The sequence below is a fragment of the Mesomycoplasma ovipneumoniae genome, from assembly GCF_024758565.1.
Lineage (GTDB): Bacteria > Bacillota_I > Bacilli_A > Mycoplasmatales > Metamycoplasmataceae > Mesomycoplasma > Mesomycoplasma ovipneumoniae_B.
On record NZ_CP079199.1, the window covers coordinates 168,104 to 188,637 of the forward strand.

Genomic DNA, 20,534 nt, shown 5'->3' on the forward strand with positions numbered 1-20,534 from the left:
TAGGTGCAAAAATGATTCAAATTCGCAACATCACAAAAAGACTCGGGACAAAAATAATTTTAAATAACATTAGTTTTGATATTCCAACTAATAAATTAACGTTTATTTCTGGTCAATCTGGCGTTGGAAAAACGACACTTTTGCATATTATTGCCAAAATTGCCAAAGCTGACAGCGGGCAAATTTCCTTTTTTGATAAAAATCAACAAGTCTTAAAAAACCCAAATGTCGACATTTTTTTTCAGGATGTCAATCTTATTGAAAATATTTCCGCTATTGACAATGTTCGAATTGGGACAAGTATTTTAGGTTATAAATTTAAGCAAGATAAATTTAGTAAAAATGCAAATTTTTTAAATCTTGACCAAAGTGTTTTCAAAACAAAAATGGAAAATCTCTCTGGTGGTGAGAAACAAAGAATTGCAATTCTTCGTTCTCTAAATCGGGGTTCAGAATTTATTTTGTTTGATGAGCCAACTGCCGCCCTTGATAAAGAAAATGAGCAAATTATCTTTGAAAAAATTAAGCAAATGTCAAAAAATCACACAGTTGTGGTCATAAGTCATAATACTGAAATGGTTCACAAATATGCTGATCAAATAATTTTTTTACAAAAAGACAAACCGCCAATTGTTAAAATTAATGACACTAATATAATAGAAGAGCAAAATTCTGAACAAACTAGCGAAACTAAACATAAAAAAGTTGCAAAAGTAGTTCAATTTAAGAATAAATTAAATATTTCACCGATTTTTGTTATTGCTGATATTAGCAAAAAATTAACCCTTACTATTTTAATTATAATTGCTTTTTTAGCGGCCGTGTTTTCGATTAGTTTTGCTTTTGAATTAAATCTTGGAACGGCAAAAGTCGAACGGCAGCAAAAATATACGCTTTCACTTGATAGAAATTCAATTGAAAAGAAATCACAAGCCGCTTTTAGCCAAGATGAAATTAAAAAAATTAGTGAGTTTGAATCAATCAACGCGCTTGTTGCAAATAGGCCAACTACAAATATAAACTTGCACTATGAAAATCGAAAAATTAATCTTAGTCAAGTTGATCAAATTGAAATTAATAACTTTTTCAAAGACAGAATCGAAAATGATCTTGTTAATTTTGAAGGAAAATCCATTGAAAATCCTCGGGAAATTATCCTTTCAAAATCAACAATTGACAGACTTAAAATTGAGAATCCATTAGAAAAAACAATTTATCTTGCTTATGATTCTAATAAGGAAATTGAGGAAAATCAAAATAAAATTCCGCTAAAAATTGTCGGAATTAATAATGGAATTAAAAGTTCTGTTAGCAGATTAGGAAATACTTTTAATTTAATTGATTTTCCATCTTTTATTAGCACTCAATCAATTAAAGATCTTGAAAATTTAGTTAAGCAAAATTCTGTTAATGACAAAAAAGACAATAACTTTCAACTTTTTAAGGAAATAAATTCTTATATTCCCAGTGAAAATGCCCAAAGCTCCGCGCTTGAACCATTTAAAATTCCACTAAAAAACACAAAAGTTTTCCCACAAAACAATCTAAAATTAATAACTGGAACATTCCCAAGAAAAGTCGATGAAATTCTACTTTCAACAACAGCAATTGATTTAAATGCTAGATATAAATTAAAAGTTGGCGATATAATTCAAACAAACTCGCCTTTAAATCAAAAATTTAACTTACTTGTTGTTGGAATTTTTGACTCGCCAGATTCAGAATTATTTTATCACGAAGATGCCCCAGAATTTTATACCAGCTTCCAACCAACCCAACTTACTGCTTATTTAACAACAACTGACGAACAAAACAATCTTGAATCAGAATCAAGAAACGCTAAATTTGACCTTAAAATAACTCCACCTTCAAACTTCATTCGTGTAATAACTAGCCAATCTTTAGCGATTATTTCGATAGTTAACAAGGTTACTTTTGCAGTGTTTATAATTTTTGTTATTATATTAATTTCCTTCATTTTAGTTTATGCCAAAACGATTTCTGAATCAAAACAGAGAATGATTGGAATTCTAAAATCGCTTGGTGGTTCGACTTTATTAACGCTTTTTTATCATACTTTAAATATTGTTTTGATATCGATTGTTGTTCTGATTTTAAGTTTTGTAATTATTTTCCCGTCAATGGAATCGATTCATATTTTAATAGTTGGAAATGAATTTCCTGCCGCATCTCAAGAAAATTTAGCACTAATTTTATTATCGTCCTGAGCCGGACTTTCAGCTGCCTTTATTCTAATTTATGTTTTAATGTCCTTAATTACTTACAAGAAAACGACTCAACAATTATTAAAATAAAAATGAAAGGTGTAATTGCCTTTCATTTTTATTTCTTCTTTAACTTTTTAAGACCATAAATTGTTGAAATATCTTCTTCTCAAAGCATAAATTTACTTTTTTTAGCAGATTCTTGGGCTTTTAAAATTTGGTCAATTAAATTTTTATATTCAGGATAATAATAAGTTTTTTTGGGATTTTGATATTGGGCATAACGATGAATTGCAAGACCTTCGCTAACCATTTTGATATTAATGATTTCGCCCTTTTCATTTTTTAGAACAACAATAATCCGTTCATACGGGTCTTGCCCGACAATTTCAAATGAAATTCAACGATTTAAAATTAGCTGTTCTAGACGTTTTTTAGCTCTTAACCCGTGAAATTTCATAGTTTTTACGTTAATCAAACGATTTGGACGGCTGAGTTCAAGTTCAGGAGTGTCAATACCAAAAATCCGAAAACGCTTACCGTTTTTATCAGTGAAAGTGTCGCCATCATAAACACTTTTTATAAATGTTGTATAAGTTAAACCTTGTTTAATCCGTGAATTTTTAACAAAAATAGGTAGTTTTTCTATTGGATTTAAGCCATCAGTTGGAACTATTTTTTCTGAAATAATTTCTGAAAGATAATCATAACAACTTGTCAGTGAAAAAAGTGGCAAAAATCCCGGAACTAATAGTAGTTTTTTAAAAATTTTTGTGCCTCCCTTTTTTGATCTCGTTCTTTTATAGCATTTCTTTTGTCAACCTTAGTTTTCCCTTTTGCAAGTCCAATTTCTATTTTGATTCTACGATTTTTCAGACCAACAAAAAGTGGAATAATTGTTAATTTTTTTGTAACTTTTTCTTTAAAAATTTTTTTTAACTCGTGTTTGTGTAATAAAAGTTTTCTTGAGCGATCAGTTTGACCTCGGGATCCTTTATAGGCGCTAATTGTTGCATTTGACAAATAAAGTTCTAAACCCTTAAAATAACAGAAAGAACCTACAAGCGATATATTTTTTGCCTGAACAGATTTAACTTCTCAACCTTCTAAGACAATTCCCGCTGTAAATTTGCTAATTATTTCATAGTCAAAATAAGCTCTTTTATTTTCAATTAAAATTTTCATCTTTGAACCTAAAAAATTATATAATTATATTTAAAATAATTTTATATAAAAAAGGGCAAAAATGTTCAAAAAAGAAAAAAAAGAGAAAAATGACTATAAAAATACCGATAAAATTACATTTTTAGAGGAAATTGACAAAGAAAAGGGGCTTAATCAAGAACAAATTGAAAAATCAAAAAATTTTTTTGGCGAAAATAGACTACCAAAAATTCCGGAAAAATCAATATTTTTCCGTATTTTGTTGCAACTAAAAGAGCCACTTACCTTAGTTTTAATTTTTGTTATTATTATTTCGGTTGTCATTAGTTCAGTTTTTGAACATGATTTGCCTTTTTGAGCTAAATTAATTTCCTATCTTGAGCCAGCAGTTATTGCTTTAATTATTGCAATTAATGTTTTTTTCTCATTAGTCCAAGAAACTAAATCAAAAAAAGCAATAGATGCAATTTCAGATCTTAACTCGCCAGTTTCAACACTAATTCGTGATGAAAAAAAAATAAGCCTAAAATCTGATGAGATTTTAGTAGGAGATATTCTTGAAGTTAGTTCAGGTGATTTAATTAGCGCCGATGGATTTGTCATTGAAAATAAAGAATTATCAGTATCTGAAGCAATTCTTACTGGTGAGTCAACATCAGTTTTTAAAGATGAATTTAAAAATTGGGACGATAAAGCCTCAAAAGTTTACAGTGGAACAAGTGTCTTAAATGGACAGGCAAAAATTTTAGTCTCAGATGTTGGTCAGAATACTGAACTTGGAAAAATTGCTTCGCTTGTAACAAAAACAGCCGAATTAGAATCCCCACTTCAGAAAAAAATTGCTAAATTTTCAAAAATTATCACTTTTATTGCCGCATTTTTAGCAATTTCTTTCTTTTTTATTTACATATTTTTGGTTGAAAATGGTGATTTTAACCAATCAAAACATGCTGTTATAATATCACTTTCACTAGCAATTGGCTTTATTCCCGAGGGTTTGATTCCGCTTGTTACTATAAATTTGATTATTGGTGTTAAAAAATTAGCAAAAAATAATGCAATTGTCAAAGATTTAAAAACAATTGAAACTCTTGGAGCAGTTTCGATTGTTTGTTCAGATAAAACTGGGACAATAACTGAAAATAAAATGCAAATTAAGGAAATTTATTATCACCAAATTGAATCAAAAAATTTCTGGACACAAGCTGTTTTAAATACAACCGCATATAGTTTTTTTGATAAGTCAGTTGAAAAATACTACGGTGATCCTGAGGAAATTTTAATTTTACAAAAGGCAAAAACTTTTGAAATTCAAAAAGAAGTAATTGAAAAACAACACAAATTTTTAGACAAAATTGTCTTTAACTCCAAACTCAAATTTTCAGCTACTTTTTATGAAATTGACAACAAAAAGTTTCTTTTTATCAAAGGCGCTCCTGAAATTATTTTTAAAAAGGCAGACAATTTAGACCCTATTTTAGAAGAGAAATTAACCCAAATGCAAAATTTAGGATATCGTATTTTTGCATTTGGGTATCGTGAAATTGAAAATGAACTTCAACCTAATGAAAATCTAGAAAAATATGTAAAAAACATAAATATTTCAGGACTTGTATGTTTTCAAGACCCACCACGAAAAGAAATTAAACCAATTGTTAAAGATCTTTTAGATGCAGAAATTAAAACAATAATGATAACAGGAGACAATTTTCACACCGCCTCATCAATTGCAAAAAATGTTGAAATTTTAGGCCCAGAATCACTTGCAACAGGCAACCCTGATTGAAAAAAAGATGACTTTTGGCGTGAAAATGTTGAAAAATTTCACCTTTATTCACGTGTTCAACCTGAAGATAAATTAGAAATTGTCGGTGCACTACAATCAAAAAAACATGTTGTTGCTATGTTAGGCGACGGAGTTAACGATGCTCCATCACTAAAAAAAGCCGATGTTGGTTTTGCAATGGGAATAACTGGTTCACAAGTTTCAAAACAAGTTGCAAATGTTGTTTTAGCTGATGATAATTTTAAAACCCTTTATCAAGCAATAAAAATTGGCCGTAATATTGTTGCAAATATTAAAAAACTGTTTGTTTTTTTACTTGTAGCTAATTTTTCAATGCTTATATCAGTTATTTTTGCAACCTTACTTTTTAAGGAACAAATTTTTACATCGCTACAAATACTTTGAATAAATGTTGTTTCTGAAACTTTCGGTGGGATTGCCCTTGGTCTTACAAATATTTCAAAAAATGTTATGAATAAAGGCTTTTTAAACGAAAATAAATCACTTTTTAATAAAAAACTTATTTTTAGCATAATGTTTTGAGCAATTTTCATCTCATTTTTAGCACTGCTAAGTTTTTGAATCACAAATTCACAAACATTTTCATTTTTAATTATCAGCATTAGTCTTTCAAGTCTTTCTTATATACTTGCGGCCGATGAGAATATTTTTAAATATAAATTTGCAGATTTAAAATTTTTACACCTGGGTTTCTTAGCTAGTTTTGGTTCAATTCTAATTGTTTCCTTTATTCCCGGAATAAATTTTGTTTTTTCCCAAAATGATTTTAGTAACTCAAACTTCCTTATTTTAAAGAATAATTATAATTATTTGTTACTTTTAACAATTTTTGCCCCATTTGTATTAGACCAAGTTCTAAAATTTTTTAAAACATACTTTAAAAAATTTTAATTAATTTTGGTTTTTTCAACAATCAAGGTCAACTGTGGTTTCGTCAAATTCAGATGGATTTTCAATATTGAACAAAATATACAACATTGTTCGTTTTATGCGCGAATTAGTGTAACGTTTTGAATTAGTGGCGCTCAAAAAACTATCTAAGTCTGGTTGGTCGATATGTTTTTTGAATAAATTTTCAATTCCTTCTTTTACTAGTCAAATTTTTCTTAGTGATTCAGGCGACTTTTGTCGAATAATTTCCTGAAATTTTGGATATAACGAGGCTAACGAACAAACTGGTTGTCTAAATTCCATTGGCGAAAACTGGGAAATTGACTTATTTTGGCTAATTAATTTTCGCAAGTATGTTGCTGAAGCAAACTTTCCAGTTGGTGTTATTTCATTATAATCAACAGTTCTTTTAAGACTATATGCTTGAATTGGGTAATTATTTAGCACAATTTGTTTAACATATTCAAATCCAAGAATATCATTAGGGTAAATAATTTTTTGTAAACTAATTTTTTCAAGGGCAATTGCTGCTGCATTTGGAAAAGAATTACCTAATTTTAATGCTTTTTTAAGATGAATATTATATTCATCAATGTTATTTTTTCACAAATTTGCTAAATTATATAGATTTTGAACATCATTTGATTCTGATCCAAAAATAATTTTGTCTATTTTATGGTCAAAAATTAATTTTAGCGCACCTTGGGCAAAAATATGAGCAGCTTGACTTGTATATTCAAAAGGCAATCTAATTACAAAATCAGCTCCATATTTTAGTGCTATTTTCTTTTTTGTTTCAAAATTAGCAAGACTAATCTCACCTCGTTGGGTGAAATTTCCCCCTAAAATTATGTAAATTTTGTCATTAGGAAAGTTGTTTTTAACATACTCAAGCTGATAAATATGACCATTATGAAAAGGATTGTACTCAGCGATAATTGCAATTGCCATTTTTCCTCTTTTTTTAAAAATAGTATTACTTTTAAATTTAAAAAAACCTATGAATTTATAGGTTATTTTTTTTCTTGATTAATTATTTGGTGAATTTTATCTAAATTTGTACCAGTTTTTGTCGAAACATTTAAACACTCAAGTGATAAATTTTTACACACTTTTAGCAGTTTTGAACGCTGGGATTGATTTGTTTTATCAATTTTATTAGCTAAAATTTGTACCTTTATATTTAATGAAACCAAAAACTCAATCATACTAAAATCAAGATCAGTAAAACCGATTTGACTATCAATTAGTAAAAAAACTAGTAAAATATTGCTATTTTTACTAAAATAATTAAAAATCATTGATTCAATTTGATCTTTCTTTGCATGAGAAAGGCGCGCATAGCCATATCCTGGAAGGTCAACGATTAACTTATTTTGACTAGTTTGGTAATAATTTAAAAGCTGAGTTTTTCCAGGAGTTGACGAAATACGAGCAATTTTTTGCCTTGCTAGCGCATTAATAAGTGAGGATTTACCGACATTTGAACGACCAATAAAAGCAAATTGGTCTTCAAAATAACATTGTTCCGGGCATGATTTAAGAAATTTTCACATCATATACTTCTAAAAATTATAAAATTCTTTTGTAATTATGGCTTGTCTACCCAAATCGACCGCCAGTTTGAGTGATAATACTAATATTTTGATTATTTCCCGTTGTTTGTAACTGTAATTTTTTATTTATTTGATTTCTTCACATCTCGCGAACCCGATCTACAGTAGCTTCATTTGGATAAAAACTGGCATAAGAATTAACTCAAAAGCTGATTAAATTTGAAACTGCTTGCGGAGTTTTAACTTCTGGCAATTTTTCTAAAAATAATTCCATTTGTGATGCTTTTGTAAATTTGTATTTTTCCAAAAGTTTGTAGGCAAAACTGTGATTCAAATCTGGATCTTTTGCCATAGATTTTACCATTTGATCGACTATTTCAATATCAGATGAGGCGTCAATTTCAGGGTTCTTTGAACTTGAAGAGTTAGATTTTGGACTATTCTGATCTGGGTCATTTTTTATTGTTTGCGATTTTTGCTCTTCTTTTTGTTGGTGTAATTCTTCGAGTGGTTTTTGGTTTTGAATTTTTTCTTGACTTTCAATTTTAGGGGCAATTTCTGTTGGTTTTTGACTTTGAGATTCTATAATTGGTTGTTCAGGCAAATTTTGCACAGGATCACTAGGCAAAGTTAATGGAAATTTTTCCTGAGGTTCGTTTATTTTTTTGATTTCAGATTCAGCTATTACTTGCGGAGATATAGGCGGATTTTTGGGTTTAGTTTTCTCTTTTGTGTCTAAAATTGATGGTGAAAATGGAGTTTTTGGCTTGACATCATTTTTGTCAACTTTTGGAATAACTACAGGCAAATTAGCTGGTTTTTCAGCAGATTTTTGAATTTTTGGACTTTGATCACTAGAGGTTGCAAAACCTTTTTTTGAAAGTAAACTTTCAATTTTTTGTTGCTTTTTTTCAGTTTTTGTTAACGAGGCTGCTGTTTTAGACAAAATTATTATATTCTTTGGGGCCTTATTAGATTTAAGGCTTGGGGGCAAAGTTAAAGGAGTTTTAATTTGATTATTTTGAGTATGATTGATTAACTTTGAATCAATTTGGCCTTGTTTTTCCGTTGTTTTTTTAGTATCTAAATCAGAAACATTAGAATTTTTAGCTTCTTTTTTATCCTTATCTAAACCTTGTAAAATTATTGTATCAGCAATTTGATTTCCAGTTTTTTGTGAATTTACAAGTGAAGGCACCAAGGTACTAACACTAATATTTCCTTTGCGAACTTCATTTTGATTCAAAGGCAGGGTAGAATTACCTAAACTAAAATAAACTACCGCCCCTACAGAACCAGCAACAACCGGGATAAACCCTAGAGCTAACTTAAATAATTTTGTCATTTTTTCTACTTTTATAAATTTTTAGGATTTTTTAACACTAGCCGGCGTTACTGGTTGAGCCTCAATTCACTTATCGCTATTTATGTTTGTTTCATCGATAATAAACACATGACCGCCTGTTGTTCTATTAAAAGCACCTATTTCTGGAGCTTTAGTAATTGTCAAAACTTTTTGAAGCTCTTTTCTTCAATTTTGGCGAGTAGTATAGGATCTTGCTAGCCTAGGATAAAAATGAGCGTAATTATTTTCCCAAAAGATATATAAAAATCCTGCTTCTTCTTTAGTTATTGGTGTTTTTGGGAATCTTTCTTTAAAAAGTTTCATTTGGTAGTTCTTTTTAAAAACATATTTATAAAGATTCTTTTTTGCTTCACGATATTTCTGAGCATTATCACCTACTGAAGATTTCAATAATATTTTTAAATCTTCTTGTAATTTATCAATGATTTCATCAACTTCACGCTCTGATTCGGTTGTTGCAGGAGAAATTGAACGGGAAGATGCTGATTTGGAAATATCACTTTGGGTTTGGGTTTTAGGTTTAGGACTATCTTCTTTGTGCTCAACTTTTGGAGTTTCACTAATAACGATAACTTCAGGAGTTTCTACAATTTTTGGTGCTAAAACCGGTTTTACATCTTCATTAGAAACTACAGGAGAAACTAATGGGGTTGAATCTTGAATTTTATCTTCGGTTTGAATTGGTTTTTGCTTAATTATGACAACTTTTTCAACAATTTCAGAAGATTTTGATGGTGACTTTTCTAAATTCGTTTCCTTTTGGGGTTCTAAAACTGAAATAGAGGAATCTTTACTTTCACTAGTTTGAATTTTACTAACTGAAACAGCTTTTTTTGTTTCATCGACTGGTTTTTTGACGGGTTGGGGAAATAGGATTTTTGGTTGTGTGTCTGATGAATTTTTTGGTAGTTCAGTTTTATTATTAGAAAAAATTATTTTTGGTGTTTTGGTTTTTTTAGTAACTTTAATAGGCTCAGATTTTTGAGAATCTTCTAAGACTTCCGGACTTTTTAGAATAATCGTTTCATCATTTTTTACAGTTTCCTGGGTTGATAATTCTTCAGAATTTTGGTTTAATTCAATATTTTGTGAGTCAGAAAGTGGCGAAAAACGGGTTTCAACTTGAAGTGTTTGACGTGCTAAAGTTGTATCGTCCAAATTAGAAATAGCATTATTAGAAGTCAAATAAATAGCTGTTCCTGCTGAACCTGCAACAACTGGAACTAATCCAAAAACCAATTTTAAAGATCTTCTCATATTTCACCCCTAGAAACTAAAACCAACACCAATAATTTATAATAATACCACGAATATAAAATTATTTGAAAAAATAAAACAGGAATGATTTAGCTCATCCTGTTTGTTTGATTTACTATATTTATTAATTATAAACAAAAAATTTTAAAAAGCAAGCAAAACCTGAAAATTTATTTATATTAATTCTTCAAAGTATTAAAATATTACTAACTTGAAAATAAAACAAAATTATGGTAATGCAGTATTTGAACTTCATTTAGTCTACAATTTAAGGATATTTTAGCTATTTTTCAAATTCAACTTATTTGTTAGCAAAAAAATTTTGTTTTTTGCATAGAGGGTAATAATTTTAGCTAGATTAAAAAAATTGCCATTTTTGTGTTATAATTTAATTTAACTTGTGAGGTGAATTATGAAAAAAATATATCCAAAAAAATGGTTTTTAGGGGTTTCTTTAAGTTTAATGCCGATTTTTTTTATTGCCGCCGCTTGTGAGCAAAATAACGGTAGTAAAAACATTGATTCAAATAATGAGAAAGATAAAGGTTCAGAGCCAATAATTAAAGAAAATCCTAATCCGCCAGAAGAATTAGGTGGAGATAAAACTAAAGGGCAGGGTGATTCTACTCCTTTTCTTGAAACACAAAAAGGCAAAATTGAATCAGACACTTTTAAATTAATCCAAGAAACAGAAGAACAAAAAGAAAAAATCAAAGAAACAGAAGAACAAACAAAACAAATTAAGGAAAAACAAGCAGAAATAAACAAAGAACTTGATAAAATTGAACAAAATCAAGTTTCAACTGATGAACAAGAAAGTGCTAAAATTTCAGAAAATATCAAGAAAGAAAAAGAAAAACTAGAAATTGAAAAGGAAAAATTAGAAAAACAAAGACAAGAACAAGAAGAAAAACTACTTAAAGAAAAAGAACGCCTTTCAAAACTTGAGGAAGAAAAAAGACAAAAAGAACTAGAAAAACAAAAAATAATACTTGAAGAAAATAGACTTCATATTCAAACAGTCAATGATTTAAATGCTGTTTTAGCAAAAATTCCAAATTCTTTAGAAATAACTGAACAAGAAAAAAAATTATCAAATAATGTTGCAACCGTGCTTTATCATTATAAGCAAAAACCTTCAACTTTTCATTATGAAAATTTTGTAAAAAAAATTGATAACTTTGACGACCAAAATTATACAATTAGCTTTAATTTTCCTTTTGAGGTTAAAACCGTTGAAAATAACAACGACGTTAATCAAAGAAGGCTAGAAAATGTTGAACTTTCAGTGTCAAAAAAGGGTTCAAACACAAAAGTAACAAAGCGAGTGAACCTTTTTTGAAATTTAGAACAATCAAAACAAATTCAACAAAATGAAGAGCCAGAATTATACCAAAAAGAATTACGACCTGTTTTTAACAAAATAAGTCCTTCAATTTTGGCATACGCCTTAGTCAACGCTGATAATCAAGCCGTTTTAAATTCAGTGCTTTTTGGTGATTTTAATGCTGCATTTAGCGAAGTTTCACTTTCAGTTGGTCTTAAAGATGAATTTTTAGGGATAAAATCACTAAATGATGAGGAAAAATTTTCCTTTGATATTATAAGTGCAACTCCTGATGATGAAAATGGGACTTTAAAAATTCAAGTCAAAAAAACAAAATTTAAAGAACAAAAAGAACAAATTGGTGATCTTCAAGAATTTACTTTTTCCAATTTAAATAAAAATAATAAAGATATAGCTGAATTTGAATTTGAGGTTGACCAACATAAAGTTTGACCTCAAATAAGAGAAAAAAGAATTTTCAAGGACAATAGACATAATAAAAGTCAACTATCAGAGATTCAAAAGGGACGAATAGCTAAAATAATTTTTGAAAGCCTCTATTTTAAAATAAAAAACCCTGATCCTGAGGTTCTTTTAAAGGAATTTTTAATCAAAGATCATATTAAAAATAACCACTTTTTCCCTTATCCACAAATTATTTCCCTAGAATGAGATGACATGATAAATGATGGCCACAAAAAAATTGCACTCAAACTAGAAAATAAGAAGTTAATTTACAGTTTTGTTCTAAAATATGCAAATCTTTTACCAAATTCAACGATTACTCCTCAAGATCAGACGCTCCAATTTTCAGATTACAAAAGCACTGAAATTAAAGGCGAAATTCCCCTTGATCAATTTTTAATTTAAATAAAATTTTGTAATTTTACCAACAAAATTATCCTTTTATTTTAAAGCAACAACTAATAAACTAGATGTTAAAATTCTTTTATTTAGGCAATAATTTGTACTTTAGACACATTTTTTAGTAAATTTAGTAAAAAATGTGTCTGGATACTGTTGCAATTATAAATTTTGTTGGTAAAAACCACTGTTGGATTTAGTTGCAAAAAAACTTAATTTTTGAGTTTCCCAGTTTGATGGCAAAAATTCACTTTTTAGCGAATATAAAAATGAAAAAACACCCGTAAATCAGTGTTTTTTACCTAAAATCTTAATTTTTATTATTTTGAAATTAACCCTTTGCAAAAAAAAAAAAAAATGCTTGGTCTAAGAAAAAAATCTGTTATAATTACAAACACCTAAGAATAATTAATAAATTTTGGAATTGAATTAAGGAGGAATTGGTTATGTTTTTGCCATAAAAAAATCAAAAAATGCGAATTATCCATTATATTTTTAAATATGATGGAATGCCTTAAATTTACCCGTTTAGAAATCTATAAATTTATGGCTTTTAGTTATTGTTCTTTCAAAACTTCACATATTTTTTTAGGCTCAATGCAAATAAAAACGAGTTTTCTATTTGCATTGAGTTTAAATAGTAGTTGTATTTTTTTTATGATTTTTGTTGTTTTATCCATAAATTGATTTTTGCAGTGTCTTAAAATAAGTAATTAACTTTTGTCAAAAAAGTTAAAAAATCTCGAAAAAACGGACATTTTTTTAAGATTATTTCATCAAACTGGGAAACTCGGGATAACATTAAAATATATAAATTTAGTTTTTATGTCTACCAAATTTGTTATATTGATCTTAAAATTTAGGCTTAATAAAAAATCTCAAGCCTTAAAAACTTGAGATTTCCGAGAATTAATTATTTTTTTACTTTAACTTTTTAAGTATTAAGGACCATCTGGAAATAGTAAGGTTTTGCGAAAATCCTTAAATTCGCCTTCATTTTCAGATAATTTTTTTAAGTTTTGCCGATATGATTTTTCTTGTTTGGGAAACAGTTTTTTATTTGTTCCATCAATTAAGTTGTGTGCTAGTCCATAAGAGTCAAAATCAGCAATTTGGACAAAAGGAGTATAACCAGCTTTGCCACTGATGTCTAAATTACCTCCTCTGGTTTGAACAGCAGAATAAATACCAACAGGTAAGCCATAATCGTTAATGACGAGCGACCCAGAGGCTCCATAATACAGTCCGCTATTTTCAATAAAGGTTATAAAGCCAAAAGAAGAATAACTTCTGTTAGGACTGAGGATGTCATTTAGTGCTAAACCATTACTAAAACTATCGTTGGAAATTGCAAAAGGCTTGTTAGTTAAGTTTTTTGGATAATTTCTCATCAAAAATTGTTGTCCATCAAGGCTTGGATAACCTAATAAATAAAGTTTTGTGGTATTAGGAGATAAAATGGCAGATTCGCTAATTCCTAATTTTTCTGACTCAGCGATACCTTTTTGATAAATTGAGGTATAATCATAACTTATATAAGGTACTGGTTTTTTGTCATGATTTGGATATTGTTGTGTCTGAAACTTAGTAATATCTTGCTCGATGTCTTTAATTGCCTTTTCGATATGCTCTTTGAATAATTGAAGATTTTCCTTGTTTGCATCATTTTTTGAAATGAGTTCATCTAATTTTGCTAAATTAACTTTTAGTCCAAAAACAGCAAAATCTTTACCAATTCCATTGTTTATTTTTTGACTACCAGGAGATGTGGTCGATGTTTGTTTTAGTTGCTCATTTGTTTGATTATCAAAAATATTTAAAGCCACAAAGACAGTTTTGGGATTATCAAAAATTCCATCGATACCAATCTCTCTCTCTCTCTCTCCTAATTGCTTATTAATAAAGTAAACGGGAGTATTGTTTGCATCTGGTCTTGAGTTATTATCAATTGCTTGGATGTTGGCTTCTTTTTTTGGTACACCAATAACAAAGCTATCTACTTTTTCGCCTTTGTTTGGCTCAGTAAAATATTCGGGGAAAATGTCTTTATATTTTGAAACTAAAGTGTTAAAAGATCTGGCAAAAACATGAGCATTTGTAGCAATATACAACATTACTTCCGACTTGTTTTCATTGTAAGCAGCATCTAATAATCAACCTGTTCCTGTCGGCTCATATTTGACAACATCATCAGGATTGTTCTCATCTGTTTTGTCAACGCTATTGAAAGCGATTGCAAAAGTTCTGTTTTTTAGCTTTTCATATGCTTGCGCATCTGTTAGTTTTGCTAAATTAGATGCTAATTCTTGTTTTTGTTGTTCTCTTAAGCGTTTAGCATTTTCTATTCCTCTTTGTATAAAACCCGGATTGAAAGGAGGGATAAAATCCTGTTGGCCATTTTGGCGGTTATTTTGTGATGGAGTAGTTATTGTTTCTTTTGTACTATCTGATGAAGTGTTTGGTTTTTGTTCTATCTCTTTTTTTGGTTTGTTTGGTTTTGTTACTTTTGGTTGTTCTTCTTCATGGCAAGCAACTAGAAAGGCCATTGCACTTAAAGGTGCAACAATTGAACCGGAAGTGATTAAAAATGTTTTCAATTTTCTTATTTCTTTATTATTTTTTTTCATAAGTTTCCACCACTTAAAATAAAAGTTTGATTAAATTAGTAGAAAAAATTCAAACAACTAATTTTTTATCTATGATTTGGATTGCACAACTTGTGTTAATTTTTTCTACTAATTTAGATCGTTAATTGTATTTTTTTTGATTTGCGTGGAGATTTGTTTTTCCCACGAGCACTTATTAGACTTTTCATACCATTATTATAAAACTTTTTTTGCCAATTTTTATCAAATTATTACCATATATACAAAATTCATTCTTTATGCATTTTTATTTTTTGATTTGTTTTGTAAATTTTTTCTAAATTCTTCTCCAAAATGTAAAATTGCAATTTTTCCCGAGTTTCCCAGTTTTAAGGTAAAAATTCACTTTTTAGTGAATATAAATATGATAAAAGCCCGTAAATCTATGCTTTTTAATCGTAAAACCTTAATTTTTATTAATGTCATTTAATTACACTTTAAGTAATTTTATGGTATAATTATACATTATGAAAAAACAAAATTTGTTTTTATTTAATGTTTGAGGATCTTCAAAAGATAAACCATATAAATATGTTGGCTGAACACAAGGTTATGGCAAAGGTCCAAAACGTTGATTTAGTTTAGGAAATGTGCAGAATTTGGAAAAAATTAATCCAAATGCTATTCAAATTATCAAAGAAAAGTTGAAATTATTTTCAAATTTAGATGACAAGGATAAAGTCAAGACTATTTTACTTGATTCTATTAAAAATTCCACCATAATCGAAGGTTCGGTTTTTGTTGGTGGGGAATTAATTGAAAAACTTATTGAAAAACACAATATTTTTGAATCACTTCCTAAAAGTAGACATAAAAATATGAAAGAAATTTTTAACTACTTAATTTCAAAGCGAATTACTGATCCTGGAAGTATTATTAATGCTTTTGATAAAAAGGATGACTACTCAAATCAAATAAATACTTCCAAAAATAGCTTTTATAGACTATTAGATCTTGTCTTTGAGTCACAAAATCAACTTTTAGATAGTGTCAACAAAATGGTTATAAGTGAACTTGGAGAAAGGGGTGATGAATTTTATTTTGATTCATCAACAATCTATTTTGAGACATTTGAAAGAAAAATTCCTGGTTATTCCGAAAATGCTAAATTCAAAGAAGATCAAATTGTCATTGGTTTAGCGTGTGATAAAAATGGTATTCCTTTTCATATTAAAGTTTTTAAAGGAAATACCACCGATTCTAGCACACTAATTCCTTTTGTATTAGATATTGAATCCAAATATAATATCAAAAATATGACAATAATTGCTGATCGCGGCATGTCAACTGCCGCAAATATTCAATTTCTTGAATCAAGAAACTATAATTTCATTATTTCTTATCGTGTAAAGGTTGGTAGTCAAAAATTCAAAAATTATTTACTAGATCCTAGCGATTATGTTAATGTAAATGCTGATTTTAAGTATAAAAAAGAAGAATTTTATTCAACTTATAAAAATAAAAGATACACCGAAAATATTAGAAGAATAATTATTACTTACAGTACAAAAAGAGCAATAAAAGACAGAAAAGCTCGCGAAGAGCAAATCCAAAGTTTTATTAAAAAACAAAATAAAGATGGTTTTATTGAAGTAAACAAATTGTTTGGTAAAAAACCTAAATATTTTAAGGAAATTTCAAACATGAAATTTGAATTAGATCAAAGTAAAATTGACAAAGACAAACAATTTGATGGTTACTATGTTTATGAAACAAATATACTAAATTTGAATGTCTTAGATATAGTTGAAAAATACCAAAAACAGCAAAATATTGAAGCCAATTTTAGAAGTCTAAAAGCTTTATTGAATATTCGCCCTATGTTTTTAAGAATTGACGAGCATATTTTAGCTCATACACTTTTGTGTTTTATCTCACTAGTTATTTTAAAAACTATAATATTTAAAATCAACAAACATATTAGTGATAACAAGTTATTTGAAAACAATCAATTAACTGAAGTTGGTTTAGTAACGATGTTGCAAAAATTAAGGCAAAGGGTTGAATTTAACACTTTAGATCAACAAATAACATTTAAAAGTCGAGATGGTGTGCCTAGTGATCCGAATATTTGAGATAGGTATGATTTCTACTTTGATATCCTAATAAATCACTAATAAAATTGTAATTAACTTTTACCAAAAAACTTAAAAAAGTCACTAAAACCTGATACCTTTTTAAAATTACCTTATCAAACTGGGAAACTCGGCAAAAAACCATTGCTAGATTTAACCACAAAAAAACCTTAATTTTTTGGAAAATTAAAGTGTGCAAAAATTCAAATAAATTTGAATTTTATAACATTATTTGGATTAAAAATCTTACTTTTTGTTAAAAATAATTAGCCTTCAACATAAATAAAATCTTCGCTTTAGTTTAAAAATACAAAGATTTTATCTTAAATATGCATTAATAAAAGAACGTTTGATTTCTTCGCGAGCTGGTTTTCCTAAAGGGCTAGTCAATTGAGAATTGTTATAAACAGCAAGACCTTTAAGAATTATAGAAGCATTTGATTTTTCACTTTGATTTGAAATTGATCCATTTGAGTTAGTATCGGTTGGCATTTTTTCAGGATTAGGGCCAATTTGAGCTCAATCAAGATTGAAAAAATTAGGAAATGGGGTTCACACGCCAGTTAAATGGTTGGTATTATAAATTGTTTTAGCATTTAAACTAACTGAGGATGGCGAATTTAGTTGATTATTTGACAAAGAATACGCTGTAATTTCAAAAGATCAAGGGGTTTTAATAATTTCAAGGAGAATATCTTGGTCTTGTTCAATTATTGGATTAATTTTTTGACCAATAAATGGCGAAGAATTTCGAAGTTCTTGTGAAAAAAAACGGCTTTCATCGATACGATTTGCAATTTCTATTGATGGTCGATATTCAGAATTAGGCGGAAATCCAGTAGGATTTTCGTTTATATCTGCCGAAAAAAACCTATTTTTTATATTTCAAGAATTAGGACCGAGAACAACAGCTTGTTTTTCTTTTAAAGAAGTTAAAAATGTATCTATTTCTAAATGTAGTGAATCTTGATCCTTACGTAAATAAGTATTAGACGATTGAAAGTTTTCAACTTGTTTAAAATCAAAACCGATAACATATTCGTCAATTTTTGCATCAGTCTGACTAAAATCTACTGAGGAATTGGGAATAATTTCTACATTTTTATTTTCAATTTTTGCCTTAACTGGTTTTGATTTTTCAACATATTTAGATCTTGCAACTTTTTGAATAAAAAGTCCACTACCATTTGAATCTGAAAGTAAATAATGCTTTTTATAATCGTTAATATTTTTTGGTCTAAAGGCAAAATAAACAACCCCTGAATTAACTCTCGAAAATGGAGCAGGATTTGTTTTTGGCGTCTCGGTCGAACTAGAAGTATTCTCAGTTTTTAGCGAATTATCTATGAATTTAAAGGCTTTTTTGATTTCAAAACCATTGTGGGTTAGCTTATTTTCGATAGAATTACTATTCTGGAAATTAATATCATTATCAGATAAGTCTTGAATTTTTAGCGATTCGGTTGGTGAAGTTTTTGAAAAACTAGCTTTTCCGTCAAGAAAAAAGGTTGGATAAAATTTGGAAGCAACATCAAAGGCACTTTGTTGTGAACTCAAAACATTATTAATCTGGATTTTTGAAGAGGCCAATTTTTTGTTGTTTTTAGTAGAAATCAGTGAAAATTCAATAACAAAATTATCACTTTGTTTTTCAAAATTTATTTCTGGTTTAACATCAAGTGAAATAAAATTATGCTGTAAATTTAAAGCTTTTCAGATAGATTTTCCTAAAGTTAATGATTGATTTTCATTTTTGTTGCCTTCTGAATCTGAAAAAGTTTGGGCTTGAATTGCCTGAGATTTTGAACTTTCTGCAATTTCTATTAACTCTTTTTTATACTTTTCAAGCGAATCTTTAGTTGGATTTTTACCAAAATCAAGCAAATAAAGCTGACTAACTAATTTTTCATCAGGATTTTTGGTGTCAATTTGCTTAGAAGATAATTCCTTAATTTCATTAAATATTTGAACCAATCTATCCGAACTAAGTGCTGGCGTATTTGAAGCTTTTGGCAAAGAAAAATCTTGTAATTGAGTTTGAGGTAAATTCCTTGCAAAAATACGTGAAAATTCGTTTAGATCAGGTTTGATATCAGTGTCCAATTTAAAATCTAAAACTTTTATAAATTTTTGATGGTCTCTTTTTGTTAAGCTTCCGCTTAAATTTAGTCGAACTTTTCCATCTTTAATTAAATTTAGGCGATCTTGCTCACTAATTTCAGACAAATCTTTAAGAATAACATCAATATTTACGATATAATTTTTTAATTTATTAGTGTTTACATTAAACTCATTGCTAGTGTAATTAAATAATTCTGAAAAATTTTTTGGAAGTGAGCTGTTTTCTTTATCGTCTTGAGTTGAATACAAATATGATCCAAGTGACAAATTTTTGCTAACAAGGTCTTGCTGGACTTGAGGTTTTAATTTTATTTCAGGAATTAACTCATCATTTAGTCAGGATTTTATTTCCGTTTCAATTTCTTGATTAGTAGCAATTCCTTTTATTTCAAGTTGAATTGGAGTTTTTTTATCACCGTCAATTAAATCAAAATTAAGATAATTTTTGCCGTTTTCAGAAAAAAAACTAAGATTATTGTCAACAATTGTTGGTTCAAGAGTTAGACCATTGCGAATAAAGGATGGATTTCCTAAATTATTTATAAAATTATAACTTCCCTTGAGTGCTAAAAGTGCTTTTTCAAATGCAATAAATTTTGGGCTTTCTGTCTCTTGAGCCGCACTAAAACTAGCTTGAATTTTAGTTTTAAATTCAGCAAAGCTAATTAAATTTTTCGAATCTATATTAATTGATGACTTTTTTTCATCAATTTCAAATTTAGAAAAATCATCAGCAACTTTATTTTCCTCAGCAAAATTTTTGATATCAACTGCTTTTGAAAAAATTTGGTTATCATTTTTTGACTTTAAAAATAAAACAATATTTTTTATCGAATTTCCGCTAACTTGCGCATTTATCAAATCATAAGTAATTTGAAATTCATTTTGATATAATTTGTCAAGATCTATTAATGATAAAAGGTCAAAATTATAAATTTTGCTTTTTGCTAAATTTAGTGCGGTAAATGCGGTTAAATTTTTAAAATTATCTTTAACTGTCAAATTATCAAACAAACCAGCTAGCCCATTTTGAAAAGGATTTTGTTCTTGATCTAAACTTAATGTTTGAATTTCTTCATTTAATTTTTGATAGTAGGAACTATTATAAGAATAAATTCCTAAGGGAATTGAAATAGCAAGCCCACTAACTAATGTTAAAGATGAAATTCCGATAACTATATTTGATGTTTTACTTGTAAAATGCTTAAAATTGAAGAACTTTTTCATTTTGACCTC

The 20,534-nt window shown here is 28.3% G+C and carries 12 protein-coding genes; 4 read left to right on the forward strand and 8 right to left on the reverse strand.

Annotation, left to right across the window (positions count from 1 at the left end; genetic code table 4):
• The first annotated feature begins 11 nt into the window (after positions 1–11).
• On the forward strand, positions 12–2,315 hold the full coding sequence (locus tag KW512_RS00490) for an ABC transporter ATP-binding protein (protein WP_258841571.1): 2,304 nt from the start codon (positions 12–14) through the stop codon (positions 2,313–2,315).
• A gap of 28 nt (positions 2,316–2,343) precedes the next feature.
• On the opposite strand, the gene KW512_RS00495 is transcribed toward KW512_RS00490, so the two are convergent.
• Both KW512_RS00495 and smpB read right to left on the reverse strand, forming a co-directional pair.
• Positions 2,344–2,961 (reverse strand): thermonuclease family protein, encoded by a 618-nt coding sequence (locus tag KW512_RS00495; protein ID WP_258841572.1) that lies wholly within the window; start codon positions 2,959–2,961, stop codon positions 2,344–2,346.
• 11 nt (positions 2,962–2,972) lie between these two features.
• A complete protein-coding gene (smpB, locus tag KW512_RS00500) occupies positions 2,973–3,410 on the reverse strand; it encodes an SsrA-binding protein SmpB (RefSeq protein ID WP_258841573.1) in 438 nt (145 codons plus the stop codon).
• A gap of 61 nt (positions 3,411–3,471) precedes the next feature.
• Here smpB and KW512_RS00505 point away from each other — a divergent pair, with 61 nt between their 5' ends.
• Entirely contained in the window at positions 3,472–6,087 is a 2,616-nt protein-coding gene (locus KW512_RS00505; RefSeq protein ID WP_258841574.1) for a cation-translocating P-type ATPase, read from the forward strand.
• Here KW512_RS00505 and KW512_RS00510 read toward each other — a convergent pair whose 3' ends face one another.
• The 4 genes from KW512_RS00510 to KW512_RS00525 form a co-directional block, all read right to left on the reverse strand.
• Positions 6,088–7,038, reverse strand: coding sequence for a nucleotidyltransferase (locus KW512_RS00510; RefSeq protein WP_258841575.1), 951 nt, complete (start codon positions 7,036–7,038; stop codon positions 6,088–6,090).
• A gap of 62 nt (positions 7,039–7,100) precedes the next feature.
• Positions 7,101–7,646: a ribosome biogenesis GTP-binding protein YihA/YsxC gene (gene yihA, locus KW512_RS00515; RefSeq protein WP_258841576.1), complete on the reverse strand. Its 546-nt coding sequence runs from the start codon at positions 7,644–7,646 to the stop codon at positions 7,101–7,103.
• Between the two features lie 43 nt (positions 7,647–7,689).
• Entirely contained in the window at positions 7,690–8,988 is a 1,299-nt protein-coding gene (locus KW512_RS00520) for a hypothetical protein (RefSeq protein WP_258841577.1), read from the reverse strand.
• Between the two features lie 21 nt (positions 8,989–9,009).
• Complete coding sequence (locus KW512_RS00525; RefSeq protein ID WP_258841578.1) at positions 9,010–10,266, reverse strand: hypothetical protein; 1,257 nt, start codon at positions 10,264–10,266, stop codon at positions 9,010–9,012.
• Positions 10,267–10,678: 412 nt separating this feature from the next.
• On the opposite strand from KW512_RS00525, the gene KW512_RS00530 reads away from it, so the two are divergent.
• The gene (locus KW512_RS00530) at positions 10,679–12,463 is read left to right on the forward strand and encodes a surface lipoprotein (RefSeq protein WP_258841579.1); all 1,785 of its coding nucleotides are present in this window, start codon (positions 10,679–10,681) and stop codon (positions 12,461–12,463) included.
• Between the two features lie 935 nt (positions 12,464–13,398).
• Here KW512_RS00530 and KW512_RS00535 read toward each other — a convergent pair.
• Positions 13,399–15,084: an MIP family Ig-specific serine endopeptidase gene (locus KW512_RS00535; protein ID WP_258841580.1), complete on the reverse strand. Its 1,686-nt coding sequence runs from the start codon at positions 15,082–15,084 to the stop codon at positions 13,399–13,401.
• Positions 15,085–15,569: 485 nt separating this feature from the next.
• On the opposite strand from KW512_RS00535, the gene KW512_RS00540 reads away from it, so the two are divergent.
• On the forward strand, positions 15,570–17,219 hold the full coding sequence (locus KW512_RS00540; protein ID WP_258841581.1) for an IS1634 family transposase: 1,650 nt from the start codon (positions 15,570–15,572) through the stop codon (positions 17,217–17,219).
• A gap of 276 nt (positions 17,220–17,495) precedes the next feature.
• Here KW512_RS00540 and KW512_RS00545 read toward each other — a convergent pair whose 3' ends face one another.
• Entirely contained in the window at positions 17,496–20,525 is a 3,030-nt protein-coding gene (locus KW512_RS00545) for a P110/LppT family adhesin N-terminal domain (RefSeq protein ID WP_258841582.1), read from the reverse strand.
• Positions 20,526–20,534 lie beyond the last annotated feature (9 nt).